Annotated in this window: 17 protein-coding genes; 14 read left to right on the top strand and 3 right to left on the bottom strand. The window is 63.9% G+C overall.

Features of this window, described 5'->3' with window-relative positions; translation table 11 throughout:
- Window positions 1–5 precede the first annotated feature (5 nt).
- Entirely contained in the window at window positions 6–1,022 is a 1,017-nt protein-coding gene (locus FCU66_RS02590) for a Zn-dependent oxidoreductase (protein WP_136619133.1), read from the bottom strand.
- 169 nt (window positions 1,023–1,191) lie between these two features.
- The gene (locus tag FCU66_RS02585) at window positions 1,192–1,542 is read right to left on the bottom strand and encodes a hypothetical protein (protein ID WP_136619132.1); all 351 of its coding nucleotides are present in this window, start codon (window positions 1,540–1,542) and stop codon (window positions 1,192–1,194) included.
- 320 nt (window positions 1,543–1,862) lie between these two features.
- Between FCU66_RS02585 and FCU66_RS02580 the strand changes: the two genes are divergently transcribed.
- The 7 genes from FCU66_RS02580 to FCU66_RS02550 all read left to right on the top strand — a co-directional run bounded on the left by FCU66_RS02580 (window position 1,863) and on the right by FCU66_RS02550 (window position 10,364).
- On the top strand, window positions 1,863–3,314 hold the full coding sequence (locus tag FCU66_RS02580) for a DHA2 family efflux MFS transporter permease subunit (RefSeq protein WP_136619131.1): 1,452 nt from the start codon (window positions 1,863–1,865) through the stop codon (window positions 3,312–3,314).
- Between the two features lie 114 nt (window positions 3,315–3,428).
- A complete protein-coding gene (locus FCU66_RS02575; RefSeq protein ID WP_136619130.1) occupies window positions 3,429–3,836 on the top strand; it encodes a DUF3024 domain-containing protein in 408 nt (135 codons plus the stop codon).
- Window positions 3,833–5,515 (top strand): SWIM zinc finger family protein, encoded by a 1,683-nt coding sequence (locus FCU66_RS02570; RefSeq protein ID WP_246093740.1) that lies wholly within the window; start codon window positions 3,833–3,835, stop codon window positions 5,513–5,515. The genes FCU66_RS02575 and FCU66_RS02570 overlap by 4 nt, the downstream gene beginning before the upstream one ends.
- Window position 5,516: 1 nt before the next feature.
- Window positions 5,517–6,098, top strand: a complete 582-nt coding sequence (locus FCU66_RS02565) for a hypothetical protein (RefSeq protein WP_136619129.1) — start codon at window positions 5,517–5,519, stop codon at window positions 6,096–6,098.
- Between the two features lie 170 nt (window positions 6,099–6,268).
- A complete protein-coding gene (locus FCU66_RS02560) occupies window positions 6,269–6,925 on the top strand; it encodes a GntR family transcriptional regulator (protein WP_136619148.1) in 657 nt (218 codons plus the stop codon).
- A 90-nt stretch (window positions 6,926–7,015) separates the two neighbouring features.
- Entirely contained in the window at window positions 7,016–7,804 is a 789-nt protein-coding gene (locus tag FCU66_RS02555) for a DeoR/GlpR family DNA-binding transcription regulator (protein WP_136619128.1), read from the top strand.
- Window positions 7,805–7,886: 82 nt separating this feature from the next.
- Window positions 7,887–10,364 carry a GcvT family protein gene (locus FCU66_RS02550; RefSeq protein ID WP_136619127.1) on the top strand — a complete coding sequence of 826 codons (2,478 nt, stop codon included), beginning with the start codon at window positions 7,887–7,889 and terminating at the stop codon, window positions 10,362–10,364.
- Here FCU66_RS02550 and FCU66_RS02545 read toward each other — a convergent pair.
- Window positions 10,361–11,230 (bottom strand): LysR substrate-binding domain-containing protein, encoded by an 870-nt coding sequence (locus FCU66_RS02545; RefSeq protein ID WP_136619126.1) that lies wholly within the window; start codon window positions 11,228–11,230, stop codon window positions 10,361–10,363. The genes FCU66_RS02550 and FCU66_RS02545 overlap by 4 nt on opposite strands.
- A gap of 149 nt (window positions 11,231–11,379) precedes the next feature.
- On the opposite strand from FCU66_RS02545, the gene FCU66_RS02540 reads away from it, so the two are divergent.
- The 7 genes from FCU66_RS02540 (at window position 11,380) to FCU66_RS41780 (ending at window position 19,877) form a co-directional block, all read left to right on the top strand.
- Window positions 11,380–13,086, top strand: coding sequence for a Na/Pi cotransporter family protein (locus FCU66_RS02540; protein ID WP_136619125.1), 1,707 nt, complete (start codon window positions 11,380–11,382; stop codon window positions 13,084–13,086).
- Window positions 13,087–13,227: 141 nt separating this feature from the next.
- A complete protein-coding gene (locus tag FCU66_RS02535) occupies window positions 13,228–14,427 on the top strand; it encodes a 2-aminoethylphosphonate--pyruvate transaminase (protein WP_136619124.1) in 1,200 nt (399 codons plus the stop codon).
- 25 nt (window positions 14,428–14,452) lie between these two features.
- Window positions 14,453–15,709, top strand: coding sequence for a phosphonoacetate hydrolase (gene phnA / locus FCU66_RS02530; protein ID WP_136619123.1), 1,257 nt, complete (start codon window positions 14,453–14,455; stop codon window positions 15,707–15,709).
- Window positions 15,710–15,975: 266 nt separating this feature from the next.
- Window positions 15,976–17,433, top strand: coding sequence for a phosphonoacetaldehyde dehydrogenase (gene phnY, locus FCU66_RS02525; protein WP_136619122.1), 1,458 nt, complete (start codon window positions 15,976–15,978; stop codon window positions 17,431–17,433).
- 72 nt (window positions 17,434–17,505) lie between these two features.
- Window positions 17,506–18,864, top strand: a complete 1,359-nt coding sequence (gene pbfA / locus FCU66_RS02520; protein ID WP_136619121.1) for a (R)-1-hydroxy-2-aminoethylphosphonate ammonia-lyase — start codon at window positions 17,506–17,508, stop codon at window positions 18,862–18,864.
- Between the two features lie 2 nt (window positions 18,865–18,866).
- The gene (locus FCU66_RS41785; RefSeq protein ID WP_246093737.1) at window positions 18,867–19,274 is read left to right on the top strand and encodes a Rossmann-fold NAD(P)-binding domain-containing protein; all 408 of its coding nucleotides are present in this window, start codon (window positions 18,867–18,869) and stop codon (window positions 19,272–19,274) included.
- Window positions 19,275–19,286: 12 nt separating this feature from the next.
- A complete protein-coding gene (locus FCU66_RS41780) occupies window positions 19,287–19,877 on the top strand; it encodes an NAD(P)-dependent oxidoreductase (RefSeq protein ID WP_246093735.1) in 591 nt (196 codons plus the stop codon).
- Window positions 19,878–19,914 lie beyond the last annotated feature (37 nt).

The following is a 19,914-nucleotide window of genomic DNA, read 5'->3' as shown; positions in this document are numbered from 1 at the left end:
CCGGCTCATGAGAAGTCCAACTGGACCTTCAGCGTTCGCTGCGGTTCCTTCTCGATCAGGTCGAAGGCGGCGCGCGCTTCCGTCGCCGCGAAGACCTGCGTGATCATGCCTTGCGGGTCGAGCCGCTTGTCGGCCAGCCATTCGACGACGCGCGGCAACAGCCGGCGGTTCAGGCGCGAGCCGACGATGGTCAGTTCCTTGCGCACCACTTCCTGCTGGCTGAGGTTGGACGGGGCATCGGAAAAGCCGAGCAGGCCGATGCGGCCCGCCGGGCTGGCCAGCCGGCAAGCCTCGTCCAGAAGTGCCGGGATGCCGGCGCCATCAATGACCAGCGTCGGGCCAAGACCGTCATTTTCGCCGCGCACCGCGGCCGGCACCGGTTCGCGGATGGAGTGGATCACCCTATCGGCACCGAAGCGAAGCGCGCGCTCGAGACGGGCTTCATCGATGTCGGCCACGATGCAGCGCGCACCCTTGAGCTTGGCGACCTGCAGCAGGGTGACGCCGACCGTGCCGGCACCATAGATCAGCACCGTGTCCTCGGGTCCGCAACCGGTACGGTCAAGCACATTGGCGGCGATGGAAAACGGCTCGGCCAGTGCCGCAAGTCCAAACGGCATGTTGGCCGGCACCGGTATGGCATTTGCCGCCGGCACCGCCACGAAGGCGCGAAAACCGCCATCGCGGTGAACGCCCATCACTTCGAGGTTGGCGCAGACATTGGAGCGGCCGACCCGGCAGGGATAGCAGTGGCCGCACGACACCACGGGATCGACCACCACGCGGTCTCCCGCGGCAATGCCGGTCACATCGCGTCCGAGCGCGGTGACGGTGCCCGCGAATTCATGACCGATGATGCGCGGATAGACGGCGAACGGATTGGAGCCGTGCAGGATGTGAATGTCGGAGCCGCAGATGCCGGCACGGCTGACATGAACGATGACTTCGCCGGCGCCGGGCTCTGGCATGGCGCCCTGCCGGACTTCCAGCGACTGCGGCGCACGAACGAGAACTTCAAGCATGGGCCCACCACCTGTATACTAGTCGACAAGTGGCTGAAGTTCGTTCCGACGTCAAGCCACGAGCGCGTGTGGCGGCAGTTCGGGGGCCAGCGCGGAATGACAGGGCGGCCGCCCCGAACATCCGGGTCGGCTGTCCGGCGCGGTCGGGAAGCCGCGGTCGGATCAGGTATCAGGGACCGTGGGGGCCGCAGAGGTCGAGCGTCCACTGGATGGTTCCGCAATAGTCCCCGGCATAGCCGTTGTAGCTGCCGTAACCATTGTAGTAGCCGTCTATCCAGCCTTCATCGCCAACCCAATCATCGCCAACCCAATCGTCGCCAATCCAACCGCCGGCGGCCCAACCGCCACGGTGTCCATATCCGCCGCGCACAGCGTGTCGATGCGTGCTGCCGTGATGGGCCGCGGCGTGGTGGACAATATGGTGCCTGACGACCGCCGCATCGGCGACGGTGGCAAACGGGATCGCGCTCGTGGCCAACGCCAGCATGATGGAACCGATGATTGCTATTTGCCTTTTCATGAGGATGCCTCCTGTACATGCGAGACATAGATGGGGAAGAAAACGGCCTCTCACTCGACACGTTCCTTCACGAAATCGGGATGGGCACGCGCGTAAACGCAAATGCACCTTCAGGCGACGGCAGTTCGGACGCCGATCGCCGCTGACTTTGCCGATCTCCTCTCCGCCGGACTGGCAGTCAAAATTTGTTGACTTCCATCACAGCGGAAATGACTACCGCTTGCCTATTTGTCGGACCATAAGACAGGCCGTGTGATCAGGCTTCGGCTGGCTTGCCGCACAGAAGGCGATCCTGCCTTTGGGATAGAGCAGCCGCCTGCATGACGGAATTGGCCACAGTATTGGAACAGCCTCAATTTGCCACCGAGCGCGACCCGAGGCTGAGACTGATTATTCCGATCATCGTCGCCATCGCCTTTCTGATGGAGCAGCTCGATTCCACCATCATCACCACCGCGATCCCGGCCATCGCGCGCAGCCTCGACACGACGCCAGTCAGGCTGAACCTTGCGATCACCACCTACATTCTGACCCTGGCCGTGTTCATTCCCGTCAGCGGCTGGTTCGCCGACAGGTTCGGCGCACGAAGCGTGTTTGCGCTGGCGCTTTTCACCTTCACCCTTGGCTCGGCGCTGTGCGGCATGGCCAACAGTTTCGGCATGCTGCTGGCGATGCGCGCCCTGCAGGGGCTGGGCGGCGCCATGATGACGCCGGTCGGGCGGCTGATCCTGCTGCGCAGCTTTCCGCGCAGCGGGCTGATCACCGCCATGACCTACATGACCTTGCCCGCCATCATGGGGCCCGTGATCGGGCCTTTGCTCGGCGGCCTGTTGACCACTTATGCATCGTGGCGCTGGATATTCTATGTCAACGTGCCGTTCGGCTGCCTTGGCATTCTGGCCGCGCTGCGCTTCGTCGACGACTTCCGCGAGGAAGCGGTGCAACGCTTCGACTTCGCCGGGTTCCTGATGGTTGGATGCGGCGTCGCACTGCTGCAGTTCGGACTGGAAAGCATCGGCCGGCCGATCATCCCCGTTTCCGCGACGGTGCTGGTGCTGGCCGCTGCAATCCTGCTGCTGCTCGCCTTCGGTCGCTATGCGCGCCGCGTCGCAGCACCGGCCGTCGATCTGACGCTGTTTCGATTTCGTTCGTTCTGGGTCGGCACGCTGGCAGGCGGCCTGTGCCGCGTCGGCCTCAACGGCGTGCCTTTCCTGTTGCCGCTGATGCTGCAGGTCGGCTTTGGCATGAGCCCGGTCACTTCGGGCTCGCTGACATTCGTCGGCAGCTTCGGCGCCTTGCTCATCCGGCCGCTGCTGTCGCCATTGTTGCGGCGCTTCGGCTTCAATGTCGTGCTGATCGGCAGCGCGGTGGTCGGCTCAGCCGCCGTGGCGGGCTTCGGCTTGATCGACGCCGATACGCCGCACTGGATGATCGGCCTCTACGTCTTTGTGTTCGGGATCATCCGGTCGGCGCAGTTCATGACCTCCAACACGCTGTCTTATGCCGATCTGCCGGCCGACAAGCTCAGCCGCGCCACCAGCCTCGGCGGCGTCCTGCAGCAGCTCAGCGTTTCCTTGGGCGTTTCGATCGCGGCCATGGTGCTGGGTCTGGTCGCTGGCGAAACCCACATCGTGACGCCGGAGCGCTTCCATCAGGTGTTTTTGCTGACCGCGATCATCCCGCTGCTGTCCATTCCCGGTTTCCTGTACCTGCGCGCCGAGGACGGCGTGCAGGTCAGCGGTCACATTCGGAAGGGCGATCCTCGCAAATGACGTCGGATGCGCCTGACGGATTGCCTCACCGGATCGGTCGATTATTATAGGGCAGCCGCGTGATTGACAGCAGCCAGAAACGCTCTTTGCGGCAGACAGCTCGGAAAGATCGCAATGGCGAAGCGGGAAACGCGGGGAATGTGGGTCAAAGAGCTTTCGGCCGATGAGAAGCTGGCTGTGGGCACCTTATGCGAGCGATTCGTCGCCGATGTTTTGAAGCCTCGGTTCATACCCGGCCGGCCGAATCCGCTTGGCCAGCTGGTGGACATTTTCGGCAAATGGCGAGGAAGCAAATACGGTTTCTCCGCGCGTTACCGTTCGGGCCTTCCAGATGATGCCGGCGAAGAATTTGACGTCCCCTTCGCTCGGCTGGACCATGTGGAGGAGCATCGCGCCGAGACCCGGTTTAACGCTATGTGGTACAGGCACACCGGAACATGGTGGCGACTGCATGCGGCCGTCACACTCGATGAGGCCCTGCGTCTCATCGAAACCGATCCAAGGCTGCAGCCGCCGCTATGAACCGCGAGAGCATACCCCGTTTCGAGGTTGACGCCCTGCGCGACCTTGTCGGCAACAAGGTGTTCTCGCGCGGCGAAGCCTATTGGCGTGACGGGCTGGTGCAACTGCTGACTGTTGGGCCGAAGCGGGTGCTGGCGCAGGTTGCCGGTACGGAGGACTACCGCGTTGAGCTGATGGGGCGTGGCGAGTCCGTTGATGGTTCGTGTTCCTGCCGTGCCTTCGGCGATTGGGGCTATTGCAAGCATTTGGTGGCAACAGCGCTGGCGGCAAATGCGGCGGGCAGCGATGGCGAAGCGGAAGGTGCAAGCGTGTTCGCGCGTATTCGCGAACATCTGGAGGGTAAGGACAAGGCAGCACTTGTCGACATGATCATGGATATTGCCGAGCGCGACCCGACCCTGTTGCGGAGGCTGGAGATGACCACGCTGGCCACTCAGGACGGCGATGAGGCGACCCTCGAGGCGCGCCTCGGCAAGTTGATCGATGGCGCAACCGCCACGAATGGCTTCATCGACTACAGCGAGGCGCCCGACTGGGCGCAAGGTGTCGACGAGGCACTCGATGTGATCGCCTCGGTATCGAGCAAGCATGCCGGCATCGTTATGCGTCTCGCGATGCGAGCCATCGATAGGATCGAGGCTGCCATCGAGGATGTGGACGATTCCGATGGCCATTGCGCCCCACTTCTCGACCGGGCATGCGAAATTCATGGCAACGCTGCCCGCGAGGCGCCTTGCGAACCCTTGTCCCTGGCGCGTGACCTTTTCGCACGCGAGATGAATGGTGGCTACGACACCTTCGGCGGCGCGGCCGGGCGCTATGGCGACATACTCGGCGAAGAAGGATTGGCTGAATACCGTCGCCTTGCCACCGAGGCCTGGGATGAGTTGCCCGCAACCGCCGGCAAGAACCGGGCGGGTCACGTACTGCCTGGGGACCATTTCAGGCTCCAGGAAATCCTCGACTTCTTTGCCGAACGCGATGGCGATGTGGAGGCTCGCATCGCGCTTCGCGCCAAGCACCTGTCCTCACAGCAAGCCTATCTGCAAATCGCCAAATTCTGCCTCTCGCAGGGGAGGGCGGAAGAGGCCTTGCGCAGGGCCGAGGATGGCCTGTGGATATTCGAGGACGATCGGCCCGACGATCGGCTCGTTTTCTTTGCAGTCGACCTGCTGACCACAGCCGGTCGCGATGCTGACGCCGAAGTGCATCTGTGGCGCGCATTCGAGAAGGCGCCGAGCCTGGAACTGTATCAGCGGCTGTGCAAGGCGGGGGGCACGGTAGCACGCGATCGAGCGGTCTCGCGTCTCCAATCCAGGCTGGCGCGCGAGAAGCCATCCGCGTGGCATTATCCGGCCGATCTGCTCATCAGCATCCTGATCGAGGAGATGCAGTTTGACCTGGCGTGGGCGAACACGCGTGAACATGGCGCTTCCGAAGGGCTCAAGGAGAAGCTCGCGCAGGCCAGCGAAGCCACGCATCCGCGCGAAGCACTGAAGATTTATGCGGAGCGGGTCAACCAGCTGGCTCAGTTTGGCGGCAACAACGCCTATGCGGAAGCGGCAGTCTTGATCGGCCGTATGGCCGGCCTGCGCGGGGCATCCGAACACGCCGCTTACCTGGCGGATGTAAAGGCCCGCTTCGCCCGCAGGCGCAATTTCATGAAACTGTTGGCCTGACATGCGACGAGCGGCGATCGAGGAACAAGACCGTTACATGCTGGAACGCCAGCGGCAGTTCCGCGCGGCGGCGGATGTCGTCACCGATGCCTGGACGCGCTTCCGCGAGGTGGCGACGGTGGCCGTCATAGGCTCGGTCGCGAAGCCGCTCTGGAAAGAGGTGCCGCGCTTCAGCGAATTCCGGCGCGCACGGATCGAGGTCTGGCATGAATGCAGCGATCTCGATCTGGCACTCTGGCTCGACTCGCAGGAAGGACTTGGCGAGTTGCGCCGCGCCGCCACTCTTGCCCTGCGCGACGCGTTTGAGAGGGGAACAGGGATCAGCGTTGCCAATCACCAGCTGGATGTTTTTCTGATCGAACCCGGTAGCGACAACTATCTGGGTCGGCTCTGCGACTTCAATCGATGCCCGAAGGGAAAACACGACTGCCTGGTTCCCGGCTGTGGCGAGATCGCCTTCAACAAGCGCGTCGCGGGTTTCACGCCGCATGCCGATCTGCTCGCGCCGGCCCAGGGCGCGATGCTCTACAAGCGTGGCGTCGGCCGGATGCGCTCGGCGCTTGAGCTGCCGCAGGTCGGCTGAACGCCTGCAGAATTGGGCGAGCCGCGCTTTCACACTTTGCGGCCTTCCTGGTGCCGCTCGGCGCAAAAGCGGTGCGTATACAGGCATACTTATATCCACAAAGAGGATTTTTCATTAGGCTGGTACCACGTGAACGGGAGCATCGATTGCGAGGATTTGCGGAAAGCGTGATGCAGGGGCCGCGGACCGTGGCCGAGCAGGTCGCGAATGTCCTGCGCGAGGCCATTGCCAATGGAACCATCAAAGCAGGCACTCCGCTTCGCCAGGACGAGCTGGCCGAGCAGTTCGGCTTCAGCCGGATGCCCATTCGTGATGCCCTTCGCCAGCTGGAAGCCGAGGGCATTGTTTCCATCCACCCGACGAAGGGCGCGCAGGTCGCCCGGATGGACAGCGCCGAGATCAGTGAAATCTATGCGCTGCGCGAGCTGCTCGAAAGCGAGGCGCTCCGGCTCTCAGTACCCAGCCTCGCTGCCGCGAAGCTCGATGAGGCGGAACAGGTGCTCGATCAGATCGACGCGGAGCGCAATGTCGGCCGTTGGGGCGCACTGAACAAGGGCTTTCATCTGGCTCTCTACGACGCCTGCGGCAACCATCGATTGCTCGGCCTGATCGAGGCGCACCACAATGCGGCCGATCGCTACGTCCGCATCCTGCTGTCGAACCTGGACTATCGCAACCGCTCGCAGACAGAGCACCGCGACCTGCTGGCCGCCTGCCGGCGGCGCGACGGCGACAAGGCCACAAGCATTCTGAGGCAGCATCTTCGCGAAGGAAGCGAGACGCTGGTCAGCGCGATCAAGGAAGATGGCCTGTCGCGAAAATCCTGACGGCGTGGCTCGGGCTCCAGCGCCGGTTGCCTCCGCGCACGTTCACTGCCACATATTGCAACATCGATACTCGACCCGAGGATCATCACCATGTCCCCCGACAGCAGCTTGCCGGCGCGTGCCCTTGCCCCGCGTCGCCACGAAGAGATCCTGCGGCGGCTGGGCGTCCAGGGGTCTGTCAGTGTCGCCGAACTGGCCGGGTTCTTCGATGTCTCGCGCGAAACCATCCGCCGTGATTTGAAGCTGCTGTCGGACAAGGGGCAGCTCGGCATCGTGCATGGCGGCGCCGCTCGTTTCGAACCGAGCGAACCGGCGATGAGCCTGCGCAGCCAGGAAAATGCCCGCGGCAAGGCCGCGATCGGCAGGGTGGCCGCAGGGCTCATCCGCAACGGAATGGTGGTTTTCCTCGACTCAGGCACAACCACGCTGGCCGTGGCACAAGCCATGACCGACCTGCGCGATCTCACCATCTGTACCGCGAGCCTGCCCATCGCGCTTCTCCTGTGCCACGCTCCAGGCATGCGCGTGCATATGCTGGGTGGCGAAATCGACCCGGGGGAGGAGGCGGCGTCCGGCATCGACATGCTCGAGGCCATGTCGCGCTTTCGCGTCGATATCGCCTTCCTTGGCGGCGGCGCGCTCTCGCCCGACGGCGAGGTCACCGACTTCACCCGCGCCGGCGCCGAACAGCGAGGACGGATGATCGCACTTGCCGCGAAAACCTACTTCGTTCTCGACAGCAGCAAGTTCGCAAAACTGACGCCGCTCAGAATCCCGAATTTCGAGCGCGCCGCCGGCGTGATTGTCGATGCGAAACCGCAGGCGGACATCGCTGAAGCGATTGCGCGCAAAGGGCCTGAGCTGATGGTTGCATCGTGATGTGATATTTTGTGGCATTTTGTGTTGATATTTGGGATTCGCCTGCTATGATCCAGCCGGTGTCAAAACGGCAGGATGTCCCATGGCAAACGAATTCCCCACGCAAGCGCGCGTCGTCATTGTCGGCGGCGGCATCATCGGCTGCTCCGTTGCCTATCATCTGACCAGGCTTGGTTGGACCGATGTCGTGTTGCTCGAGCAGGGGCAGCTCAGCGGCGGCACCACCTGGCATGCCGCCGGCCTTGTCGGTCAGTTGCGTAGTCATTCCAACATGACCAGCCTGATCAAATACTCCACGCAGCTCTATGGCGAGCTGGAGGCCGAGACCGGGCTGGCCACGGGCTGGAAGAATTGCGGCTCGCTGTCGGTGGCGCGTACCGCCGACCGCATGACGGTGCTGAAACGCACGGCCGCGTCGGCGCGCGCTCAAGGGGTCGCCATCGACGTCATCTCGCCGAAGGAGGCAGCCGATCTGTGGCCGGTCATGGCGACCGACGATCTGGTCGGCGCCGTCTGGCTGCCGGGTGACGGCAAGGCCAATCCGACGGATCTCACGCAATCGCTGGCCAAGGGCGCACGCAATCGCGGCGCCAGGATCATCGAGCGGGTCAAGGTCACCGGCATCAGCGTCAGGAACGGCGTCGCCTGCGGCGTCGAGACCGACCGCGGCAACATCACCGCCGAGATCGTCGTCAACTGCGCCGGCCAATGGGCGCGCAAGGTCGGGCTGATGTGCGGCGTCTCGGTGCCGCTGCATTCGGCCGAGCACATGTACATCGTCACCGGCAGGATCGAGGGCGTGCATCCGGACCTGCCGGTCATGCGCGACCCCGACGGCTTCATCTATTTCAAGGAAGAGGTCGGCGGCCTGGTGATGGGCGGCTTCGAGCCGCATGCCAAGCCATGGGGCATGAACGGCATTCCGGAGAATTTCGAGTTCGCGCTGTTGCCGGACGATTGGGATCAGTTCGAAATCCTGATGGAAAACGCGCTTGTCCGCGTGCCGCAATTGGCTGAGGCCGAGGTCAAGAAATTCTACAACGGTCCCGAGAGCTTCACGCCGGACAACAATTTTCTCCTTGGCGAGGCGCCGGAGCTCAAGAACTTCTATGTCGGCGCGGGCTTCAATTCGATGGGCATCGCCAGCGCCGGCGGTGCGGGCAGGGCGTTGGCCGAATGGATCGTCAACGGCACGCCGACCATGGATTTGTGGCCGGTCGATATCAGGCGCTTCGCCGCGTTCAACAACAATCCGCGCTGGCTGCATGACCGGGTCAAGGAAACGCTCGGCCTGCACTACGCCATGCCGTGGCCGAACCGCGAACTGGACACCGCACGGCCGTTCCGCCGCTCGCCGCTCTACGACCGGCTTGCCGCCAAGGGCGCGTGCTTTGGCTCCAAGATGGGCTGGGAGCGCGCCAACTGGTTCGCTGCCCCGGGAGAGAAGGCCGAGAACGATTACGCCTTCGGCCGCCAGAACTGGCATGAGGCGGTTCGCCTCGAGATGAAGGCGACGCGCGAAGCCGTCGCCATCTTTGACCAGACCTCCTTCGCCAAGCTTCTCGTGCAAGGCCGCGACGCCTGCGTCGTGCTCAACCGGATTTGCGCCGGCAATATCGATGTACCGGTCGGTACGTCTGTTTACACGGGCGTACTCAATGCGCGTGGCGGCTACGAAAGCGATCTCACCGTGATGCGGCTGGGTGCCGAAAAATTCCTCATCGTCACCGGCTCCGCACAAGCGGTCCACGATGCCGACTGGATCGTTAAAAACATCCCGGCTAATGCCCATGCCATTCTGACCGACGTCACCTCGTCCTACGCGGTGCTGGCCTTGATGGGGCCGCGATCGCGCGATCTGTTGGGCAAACTGTCCTCGGCGGATCTTTCCAACGCCGGCTTCCCCTTCGCCACCATCTGCGAGATCGATATCGGCTACGCCACCGCCTATGCCAACCGCATGACCTATGTCGGGGAACTCGGCTGGGAACTGATCGTGCCGACCGAATTCGCCGTCGGTGTCTATGAGGCGTTGCATGAGGCCGGCCGCGAATTTGGCTTGACCGATGCCGGTTACTACGCACTCGACGCCTTGCGCATCGAAAAGGGTTTTCGCGCCTGGGGCCGTGAATTGACGCCTGATATCAACCCCTGGCAGGCCGGGCTTGGCTTCGCTGTCGCGATGGACAAGCCTGATGGTTTCATCGGCCGCGACGCGCTCGTCGAGGCAAGGCCCTCGGCAGCACCGGCAAAGCGCGTGGTGCTGTTCACACTCGACGACGCCGAACCCATGCTGTGGGGCGGCGAACTGATCCTGCGCGACGGCAAACCGGTCGGCGAGGTCCGCTCGGCCGCCTACGGCCACACGCTTGGCCGCTCGGTGGCGCTCGGATTGATCGAGAACGAGACCGGCGTCGACGCGGCGTTTCTCACCGGCGGCCGTTTCGAGATCGACCTCGCCGGCGATCGCCATGCCGCGACAGCGCATTTGCGCAGCCCCTATGATCCGAAGTCGGAGCGGGTGAAGGCGGATGTGGTGGAGGTGAGGGCGGCGGCTTAATCCACCGACATCGAGCGCGCCATGTCGAGGAACGCGCGCACGAGCTTGCCGCCGCTGCGTTCGCGTAGACAGATCAGCGCTTCATCCATCAAGGTCTCGGGAGCGTCGATGGCGATCGGCACCAGCCGCGAATCCTGGCCGAATTCGGCTGCCGAGACAAAGCCGATGCCGGCGCCCGAAGCGACGATCTCGCGGACGGCTTCGCGACCCTCGGCCTCGATCACCGGTCTGAGCTCGATCTTCGACGCAGCGGCCAAGTCCTCGAGCTTCTGACGGGTCTTCGAGCCGCGCTCGCGCATGACCAGCGATTCCTGCGCGAGTTGCTTGAGCGTCAGCGATTTCTTCGCCGCCAGCGGGTGATCGACGGATGCAAACGCGATGATCGGCGTCGAGTTGAGTTTCAGCACCTCGAAATCGCGCCCGGTCGGCACCTCGCCCAGCACGCCGATGTCGGCGTCGTAGCTGTAGAGGCTGCTGATCACCGTCTCGGTGTTGCCGGCGCGCACCGAAACCTGGACGCCGGGATAGCGGGCACGGAAGCTGCCGAGGATGTGCAGAAGATGATGTGCGGCGTCGGCAACGATGCGCAGCGTGCCGGAACGCAAAGCGCGTGACTCCGTCAGAAGCTCGAGCGCCTGCTGCTCGGTATCGAACATGCGGTGGGTTATTTCGAGCAGCTTCTGGCCCGAATGGGTCAGCGTGACCTGCTTCTTGTTCCGGTTGAACAGCAGCACATCATACTCTTCCTCGAGCTTGCGCACCTGATCCGATATCGCCGGCTGGGTCAGGAACAGCGCTTCGGCAGCCCGCGAAAAACCGCCGGAAATGGCCACTTGGTGAAAGGCCCGCAGCTGGACGTAGCGCATCTTCTATACCTCCGAAATTCCCGAAATCGTCGGCAGTCTATCATAAGGTGTGCTAACTAAAAGATAGAAATGAACGATTTGACTTATGCGTGGTCGGCCATCAGCCTTACTATGGGTCGACGTCTCTGCCGGCCGTTGGAGGCGCGGCCATGCAATTTTCCATCATTCTGCTGCATCTGGCGGGCGCCGTCATGTTGCTGCTGTGGGCGGTGCGCATGGTGCGCACAGGGGTTGAGCGCGCCTGCGGTCCCGCGTTGCGCGATGCGCTGAGGCAGGCGCGGGGCGCACGGCTCAGGTCAGCCGGTGCCGGCACCGTGCTTGCGGTGCTGCTGCAGAGCTCCACCGCCGTTGCCATGCTGGCGGCCGGGTTTGCCGCCAGCGGCATGGTTTCGACCGCCGGTGGGCTGGCGATCCTGCTTGGCGCCGACCTCGGTTCAGCCCTGGTCGTCCAGGTGCTGTCGTTCGACCTCAGCTGGCTGGTGCCGGCGCTGATCCTGGTTGGCGGCGCGATGGTCCTGAAATTCGAGGTGCGCGGCGTCCAACAAAGCGGGCGCATCCTGATGGGCATCGCATTCGTTCTGTTGTCGCTGCACATGATCGGCGAGGCGACCGCGCCGATGCGGCAGAGCACATTGCTGCCGCTGGTGATTTCCTATCTGCGCGCGGATTACTTCACCGCCTTTGCCGCCGCGGCCCTGTTCACATGGCTGATCCACTCCAGCGTGGCGGCGATCCTGCTGTTCGTCACGCTTGCCGCGCAAGGCGTCTTGCCGGTCGAGGTCGGCCTGTTCTTCATCCTCGGCGCCAATTGCGGCGGCGCGCTGATCGCGGTGTGGCTGACGCGCGGCGATGCCGTAGAGGCACGGCGTGTCCCGCTCGGCAATCTGATCTTCCGGGGGATAGCCGCGCTCGCCGCCTTGTTCGCTCTCCAGGCGGTGGTGTTTCCCGCATATCTGTTCGGCGCAACCGAAGGCCGCCAGCTGGTCAATCTGCATCTCGCTTTCAATCTGGCACTGATCGTCAGCTGTTTGCCCTTCACCGGCATGATGGAGCGGCTGGTCACCTTGCTGATCCCCGACAGGCCGGCGGCAAAGGCAGGGGAGGGCGTGGATCTCATGTCACGCCGCACCAGCGCGCTTGACCGCACCGTCATGCGCACACCCGGTCTTGTGCTGGCCAGTGCGACCCGCGAATTGCTGCGCATGGGCGAGGTCGTCGAAGTGATGCTGCGCCCGGTGATGGATTTCTTCGACGCCGGCACCGCCGACCAGATCCGCCAGGCACAGAAGCTCGATGACGAGGTCAACCGCGCCCATACCGAGATCAAGCTCTACATTGCCGAAGTCAATCGCGGCAGCATGACAGCTGCCGAGGCGCAGCGCGGCATCGAGCTCACCGATTTCGCCATCAATCTCGAACGCGCCGGCGACATCGTTGCCAAGAACCTGCTCGTGCTCACCGGGGAATTGCGTGACAAGAACCTGCGCTTTTCACGCGACGGCTGGAGCGAACTGGCCGGGCTTCACAACCGTGTCATGGCCAACATGCAGCTTGCACTCAACGTGCTGGTGTCGAGCGATCTCGAGTCGGCGCGGCAACTCGTCGTCGAGAAGGAAAGGATGCGCAAGCTGGAACGCATGAGCCATGATCGCCACCTCAGGCGCCTGCAGTCGGGAATGCCGCAGAGCATCGACACCAGCGACATCCATCTGGAGGCGGTGCGGGCGCTGAAGGAAATCAATTCGCTGATGGCTTCGGTCGCCTATCCGCTGCTGACGCAGAGCGGTGATCTGCTTGAAAGCCGGCTGGCGAGGGGCGGTGAGGCCGCGGACGCAATAGCGCCCGCGCTGGCCTGACGGGCGGCATTCGCCGCTCGCGAGTGGCAATTTTTACCCATCGTTAGAATCGATACTTCGATACAAAATAACGATTTTACAAATATGTCATTCAGGCCAAGAATAAGGCCACATCGAAAAGCAGATCGAGCGGAGGACAATATGCTCGCCGAGACGAAATTTGCCACGGAGCCGCTGGCCAGGCCGGCGCTGGGTGAGCCGTATCTGCTGACCCCAGGACCGCTCACCACGGCCTATTCGGTCAAGCAGGCAATGCTGCGCGACTGGGGGTCCTGGGACGGCGACTTCCGCGCCATGACATCAGACATGCGCCGCCGCCTACTGGCGCTGACCGGTGACACGCAAGGCGAGTTCGATTGTGTGCCGATGCAAGGCAGCGGTTCCTTCTGCGTCGAGGCGATGCTGGGTTCGTTCGTGCCCAGGGACGGCAAGGTTCTGGTCCTGGCCAACGGCGCCTACGGCCTGCGCGCCGCGCAGACCATGCAGTATCTCGGCCGCGCCTACACGCTGATCGACAAAGGCGACTATCTGCCGCCGCGCGGCGACGAGGTGGCGGCGGCGCTTGAGGCCGACCCTGCCATCACGCATGTGATCGCCATCCATTGCGAAACCAGTTCCGGCATCCTCAACCCGGTCGCCGAGATTGCGCAAGCCGTCCATGCCAAGGGCCGCAAATTGCTGGTCGATTCCATGAGCGCCTTCGGCGCCGTCGCGCTCGACGTCAACGAGATCCGCTATGAGGCGATGGTCTCGTCGGCCAACAAATGCATCGAGGGCGTGCCGGGTTTCGGCTTCATCATCGCCCGCAAGGACGAGCTCGAAGCCGCCAAGGGCCGCAGCCACTCGCTGTCGCTCGACGTCCATGCGCAGTGGGCGCACCTGAACAAGACCGGCCAGTGGCGCTACACGCCGCCGACGCATGTCGTCGCCGCCTTCCTCGAAGCTCTGCGCCAGCACGAGGCGGAAGGCGGCGTTGCCGGGCGTGGCGCCCGCTATACCAGGAACCGCGACGTCATGGTGGCCGGGATGCGCGAGCTCGGCTTCGAAACATTGCTGAAAGACCGCTGGCTGTCGCCGATCATCGTCACCTTCTTCAACCCGGCTCACGCCAATTTCGCCTTCGACCGCTTCTACGATCTGATGAAGGACAAGGGCTTCATCATCTATCCGGGCAAGCTGACCGCCGTCGATAGCTTCCGCGTCGGCTGCATCGGCCAGATGGATGAGCATGTCATGCGCCGCGTCGTCGAGGCGGCAGCTTTCTCATTGCATGAAATGGGCGTCGACACCGCCGCCCCACCCGCCGCGGCAATCGCCGAGCGCGCCAAACTCGCCGCCTGAAGCGGCTGATTTTCGAGGATTTTCGATGAACCAGATGTCTCCCATCAACGTCGCGGTCAACGGCCGCACTTACGCTTGGCCGCGTGTGCCGGCGATCGCCATCTGCCTTGACGGCTGCGAACCGGCCTATCTCGACGAAGCGATCAAGGCCGGGCTGATGCCGGCGCTGGTCAGGATCAAGCAAAAGGGCACGGTGCGTTTTGCGCACTCGGTCATTCCGAGCTTCACCAATCCCAACAATCTGTCGATCGCCACCGGCCGCCCGCCGTCAGTGCACGGCATCTGCGGCAACTACCTCTACGAGCGCGAGACCGGCAAGGAAGTGATGATGAACGACCCGCGCTTCCTGCGCGCGCCGACCATTTTTCAGGCCTTCTATGATGCCGGCGCCAAGGTTGCCGTGGTGACCGCCAAGGACAAATTGCGTGCGCTGCTCGGCAAAGGCCTCGCCTTCGATGAAGGCCGCGCGTTGTGTTTCTCGGCGGAGAAGTCGGACGCCACGACCAAAGCCGAGCACGGCATCGACAACGCCTCGAAGCATTTCGGGCTGCCGGTGCCGGAGGTCTATTCGGCCGAACTGTCGGAATTCGTCTTCGCCGCAGGCGTCCAGCTGCTGAAGGAGTTCCGCCCCGACATCATGTACCTGACGACGACCGACTACGTGCAGCACAAATACGCGCCTGGTGTGCCACAGGCCAACGCCTTCTACGAAATGTTCGACAAGTACCTGACCGAGCTCGATGCGCTGGGCGCGGCGATCGTCGTCACCGCCGACCATGGCATGAAGCCCAAGCACAAGGCGGATGGCTCGCCCGACGTCGTCTATGTCCAGGACCTGCTCGACGAATGGCTAGGCAAGGACGCCGCCCGCGTCATCCTGCCGATCACCGACCCCTATGTCGTGCACCATGGCGCGCTCGGCTCGTTTGCCACCGCCTATCTGCCTGATGGCGCCGATCAGGCCGATATCATGGCGAGGCTGGCCAAGATCGACGGCATCATGCTGGTCGTCGACAGCCCGACCGCCTGCGAGCGCTTCGAACTGCCGGCCGACCGCATCGGCGACATCGTGCTGATCTCGACCGAGAACAAGACCATCGGCACCAGCGAGCACCGCCATGATCTGGCAGCGCTCAACGAACCGCTGCGCTCGCATGGCGGGCTGACCGAGCAGGAGGTACCGTTCATCGTCAACCGGGTGCTGCCGGAACTGCCGAACGAACCTGTGTTGAGAAACTTCGACGCCTTCTACTACGCCACCATGGCGGCGGCACTGGCGTGACGGTTGGGTTGGGCGCCAGTAGGGTGTGTCGCCGTCCATGATGGTGCTGGTCGACCCCCACTCCGGCCCTTCGGGCCACCTCTCCCCCGATCGACGGGGGAGAGGAAGGGTGCTGAGCTCGCCGGCCTTGGCTCCCTTCCTCTCCCTCCGGAGGGGGGAGAGGTGGCGCCGCGAAGCGGCGACGGAGTGGGGGAAGCCATTGCCAAAGCGCGATGGCCTCGCCGACAAAAGATCAATGTTGCTCTCTGAGCACCGGGAACACTGACATGACCAAGCTTGACCCTGCCATCAAGGTCCGCCACGAGCCGATGCGCATTGCCGGCAAGAAAGTCGATGCCGACGGTGTCGTCGAGGTGCGCTACCCCTGGAACGACACCGTTATCGGCACCGTCCCGGCCGGGCGCGCCGAGCATGCTCGCCAGGCCTTCGAGATCGCCGCCGGCTACAGATCGAAGCTGACGCGCTACGAGCGCCAGCAGATCCTGTTTCGTACCGCCGAAGCGCTGGCGTCGCGCCGCGAAGAAATCTCCGATCTGATCACGCTCGAGCTTGGCATCTCCAAGGCCGACTCGCTCTATGAGGTCGGCCGCGCCTATGACGTGTTCACGCTGTCGGCGCAGATGTGCATCCAGGACGACGGCCAGATCTTCTCCTGCGATCTCACCCCGCACGGCAAGGCGCGCAAGATCTTCACCACGCGCGAACCGCTGAAGGCGATCTCGGCGATCACGCCGTTCAACCATCCGCTCAACATGGTCTCGCACAAGGTGGCGCCGGCAATCGCCACCAACAATTGCGTGGTGGTCAAGCCGACCGAATTGACGCCGATGACGGCGTTGCTGCTGGCCGACATTCTCTACGAAGCCGGCCTGCCGCCCGAAATGCTGTCGGTGGTGACCGGCTGGCCGACCGATATCGGCAACGAGATGATCACCAACGGGAACATCGACCTGATCACCTTCACTGGCGGCGTGCCGGTCGGCAAGATGATCGCCCGCACCGCCGGCTACAAGCGCCAGGTACTGGAGCTGGGCGGCAACGACCCGCTGATCATCCTCAACGATTTGTCGGACGACGATCTGGCAAAGGCGGCGGACCTGGCGGTGGCCGGAGCGACGAAAAACTCCGGCCAGCGCTGCACCGCGGTCAAGCGCATCCTCGTCCAGGAAAGCGTCGCCGACCGCTTCGTGCCGCTGGTGCTGGAGCGGGCAAAGAAGATCCGCTTCGGCGACCCGATGGACCGCTCGACCGACCTCGGCACCGTCGTGCACGAGAAGGCTGCTGCACTGTTCGAAGCCCGTGTCCACATGGCCGCCGAACAGGGCGCCGAAATCCTCTACAATCCGGGCCGGCAGGGCGCGCTGCTGCCGCCGATCGTCGTCGATCGCGTGCCGCACACATCCGAACTGGTGATGGAAGAGACGTTCGGGCCGATCATCCCGATCGTTCGCGCGCCGGACGATGACGATGCGCTGATCGCTTTGTCCAACTCGACCGCCTTCGGCCTGTCGTCGGGGGTCTGCACCAATGATTTCCGCCGCATGCAGAAATACATCGCAGGCCTTGAGGTCGGTACCGTCAACATCTGGGAAGTGCCGGGCTACCGCATCGAGATGTCGCCGTTCGGCGGCATCAAGGATTCGGGCAATGGCTACAAGGAAGGCGTCATCGAGGCGATGAAGAGCTACACCAATGTGAAGACATTTTCGCTGCCCTGGTCCTGACCGGACGGCATTGGCGAGCAGAACAATCGAGGGGGCGCTCGTCGCTCCCTCATTCGCGTTTCGGAGACCATGATGGCCGCGATATCTGAACTTGTGCATACCGAGGGCGATTCCAACACGACGGCGGCGCGCGGCCGCTGGGATGCCGGGCAGGACGATCCGCGGATCCGCGGCCTGCTCGATCGCGACGCTGCCGCCTTCATGCACCAGAGCCTGTCCAGCCCCTGTCTATCGACGATCGCAAAAGCCGAAGGCATCTGGATCGAGGATACCGCCGGCCGCCGCTTCATGGATTTCCACGGCAACAGCGTGCATCACCTCGGCTATGGTCATCCGAGGCTGGTGGCCGCGATCAAGAAGCAGCTCGACGACCTCTGCTTCGCACCGCGCCGCTTCACCTGCGAACCCGCCGTCGAACTGGCCGAGAAGCTGGCCACTCTGGCGCCGGGTGATCTCGGCAAGGTGCTGTTCACCACCGGTGGTTCCGACGCCATCGAGGTCGCGCTGAAGATCGCCCGCGCCGCGACCGGCCGCTTCAAGACCGTGTCGTTCTGGGATGCTTTTCACGGCGCTGGCTTCGGTGCCGCCAGCGTCGGCGGCGAGGCGACCTTCCGCTCCCACATCGCCGGCCCGATGATGACCGGCACCGAACATGTCGCGCCGTGGGATGGTTACCGCTGCCCCTATGGCCACGATTCCCTGGAGGCTTCGGGGCTCGCTTGCGCCAACATGATCGCCTACGTGCTTGGCCGCGAGCAGGACGTGGCGGCGGTCGTCGCCGAGCCGATGCGGGCGACACCCAACCCGCCGCCGCCCGGCTTCTGGAAGCGGGTGCGCGAGGCCTGTGACCGGCACGGCACGCTGCTGATCTTCGACGAGATCCCGACCGGCCTCGGCAAGACCGGCAAATTCTTCGCGCACGAGCATGATGGCGTGACGCCCGACATCGTCGTCCTCGGCAAGTCGCTCGGCGGCGGCATCCTGCCGATCGCCGCCGTCATCGCGCGCCGCGACCTCGACGTCACCGGCGGCTTCGCCATCGGTCACTACACCCATGAAAAGAACCCGGTGACGACGCGCGCCGCACTGACGACGATCGACATCATCCTGGAAGAAGGGCTGGTCGAGCGCGCGGCCGAACTCGGCCGGCACGTGCTGGGACGCATGCACGACCTGATGGCGCGCTCGCCCCATGTCGGCGATGTGCGCGGGCGGGGACTGATGGTCGGCGTCGAGCTGGTCGAGGACCGCGCCACGCGCCAGCCGGCGCGCGATCTCGCCGAGCGCGTGTTCTACGCCTGCCTCGAACAAGGCCTGAGCTTCAAGGTCAGCCAAGGCAATGTGCTGACGCTGTCGCCGCCGCTGGTCATTTCGAAAACCGATCTCGACCACGCGCTCGACATCGTCGAGGCCGCCGTGCTGACGGCCTGACCATGAAGGCCGTGCGCACCGACAGTGAACTCGAATGCCCTGAAATCGACGCCGGCTTGCGGGCGAGGGGCGTCGAACTGGTGACGCTGCCGGATGGCATCCCCGAAGCCGATCTCGTCAGCGCGGTCGCCGACGCCGACCTTCTGCTCATGTGCTACACGCCGGTCACTGCCAGAGTGATCGACGCGGCGCCCAAATTGAAGGGCATCGTCAAATATGGCGTCGGCATCGATGCCATTGACATCCCTGCCGCGATGCGGAGCGGCATTCCTGTCGTCAACGTGCCGGACTATGCCGAGGAGACCGTCGCCGAAGGCGCCTTCGCGCTGATGATCGCGCTGGCCAAGCGGCTGCCAGCCATCACCGCGGCGGTGTCGCGCGACGGCTGGATCTGGCCCGAGCAGCGCTAGCTGGGACGCGACATGTCTGGCGCCACGCTTGGGCTCGTCGGTTGCGGCAAGATCGGCCGCAGCATGGCGCGCATGGCCGGGCAGGGGTTTCGCGCGCGGGTGCTTGGCTTTGATCCCGGTGTCGATGCCGCAACGATGAGCAATGCCGGCGTCGAAAAGATGGATGACCTCCACGCCATGCTTCGTGTCTGCGACTTCGTTTCCATCCATTGCGTGCTGAACGACAGGACGCGCGGCCTGATCGGCAAGGCCGAGCTCGCCTGCCTCAAGCCTTCCGCCATCATCGTCAATGTCTCGCGCGGCGCGCTGGTCGACGAGGCCGCCCTTGTCGAGGCGATCATCTCGGGGCGCATCGGCGGCGCCGGGCTCGACGTCTATTCGGTGGAACCGCTGGCCAAATCGGGTCATCCGATGAGCGCGCTGTTCGGCCGCGACAACGTCATCCTGTTCCCGCATCTCACCTTCTTCACGCAGGAGGCGATGCGTCGCCTCGAAGACGACACGCTCGCCCGCTGCTTCGAAATCCTCGACGGCCGGCTGGTGACTGTCCGCTCGTTCGACCCGCGATTGCGGGCGCAGACCGCAGGCGTCACATTCGCCTGACCACCGCCACCTCTGCCGCCAATTACCGGCCTTCGGC

This window comes from Mesorhizobium norvegicum, from assembly GCF_004919685.1.
GTDB lineage: Bacteria > Pseudomonadota > Alphaproteobacteria > Rhizobiales > Rhizobiaceae > Mesorhizobium > Mesorhizobium norvegicum.
Note: the sequence above shows the minus strand (reverse complement) of the source record. Positions and strands in the feature narration are given on the sequence as shown.

What these genes read in the sequence shown, in the direction of transcription:
- FCU66_RS02590 (WP_136619133.1), bottom strand. Translation starts at nt 1,022, where the DNA reads ATGCTTGAAGTTCTCGTTCGTGCGCCGCAGTCGCTGGAAGTCCGGCAG.
- FCU66_RS02585 (WP_136619132.1), bottom strand. Translation starts at nt 1,542, where the DNA reads ATGAAAAGGCAAATAGCAATCATCGGTTCCATCATGCTGGCGTTGGCC.
- FCU66_RS02580 (WP_136619131.1), top strand. Translation starts at nt 1,863, where the DNA reads ATGACGGAATTGGCCACAGTATTGGAACAGCCTCAATTTGCCACCGAG.
- FCU66_RS02575 (WP_136619130.1), top strand. Translation starts at nt 3,429, where the DNA reads ATGGCGAAGCGGGAAACGCGGGGAATGTGGGTCAAAGAGCTTTCGGCC.
- FCU66_RS02570 (WP_246093740.1), top strand. Translation starts at nt 3,833, where the DNA reads ATGAACCGCGAGAGCATACCCCGTTTCGAGGTTGACGCCCTGCGCGAC.
- FCU66_RS02565 (WP_136619129.1), top strand. Translation starts at nt 5,517, where the DNA reads ATGCGACGAGCGGCGATCGAGGAACAAGACCGTTACATGCTGGAACGC.
- FCU66_RS02560 (WP_136619148.1), top strand. Translation starts at nt 6,269, where the DNA reads ATGCAGGGGCCGCGGACCGTGGCCGAGCAGGTCGCGAATGTCCTGCGC.
- FCU66_RS02555 (WP_136619128.1), top strand. Translation starts at nt 7,016, where the DNA reads ATGTCCCCCGACAGCAGCTTGCCGGCGCGTGCCCTTGCCCCGCGTCGC.
- FCU66_RS02550 (WP_136619127.1), top strand. Translation starts at nt 7,887, where the DNA reads ATGGCAAACGAATTCCCCACGCAAGCGCGCGTCGTCATTGTCGGCGGC.
- FCU66_RS02545 (WP_136619126.1), bottom strand. Translation starts at nt 11,230, where the DNA reads ATGCGCTACGTCCAGCTGCGGGCCTTTCACCAAGTGGCCATTTCCGGC.
- FCU66_RS02540 (WP_136619125.1), top strand. Translation starts at nt 11,380, where the DNA reads ATGCAATTTTCCATCATTCTGCTGCATCTGGCGGGCGCCGTCATGTTG.
- FCU66_RS02535 (WP_136619124.1), top strand. Translation starts at nt 13,228, where the DNA reads ATGCTCGCCGAGACGAAATTTGCCACGGAGCCGCTGGCCAGGCCGGCG.
- phnA (WP_136619123.1), top strand. Translation starts at nt 14,453, where the DNA reads ATGAACCAGATGTCTCCCATCAACGTCGCGGTCAACGGCCGCACTTAC.
- phnY (WP_136619122.1), top strand. Translation starts at nt 15,976, where the DNA reads ATGACCAAGCTTGACCCTGCCATCAAGGTCCGCCACGAGCCGATGCGC.
- pbfA (WP_136619121.1), top strand. Translation starts at nt 17,506, where the DNA reads ATGGCCGCGATATCTGAACTTGTGCATACCGAGGGCGATTCCAACACG.
- FCU66_RS41785 (WP_246093737.1), top strand. Translation starts at nt 18,867, where the DNA reads ATGAAGGCCGTGCGCACCGACAGTGAACTCGAATGCCCTGAAATCGAC.
- FCU66_RS41780 (WP_246093735.1), top strand. Translation starts at nt 19,287, where the DNA reads ATGTCTGGCGCCACGCTTGGGCTCGTCGGTTGCGGCAAGATCGGCCGC.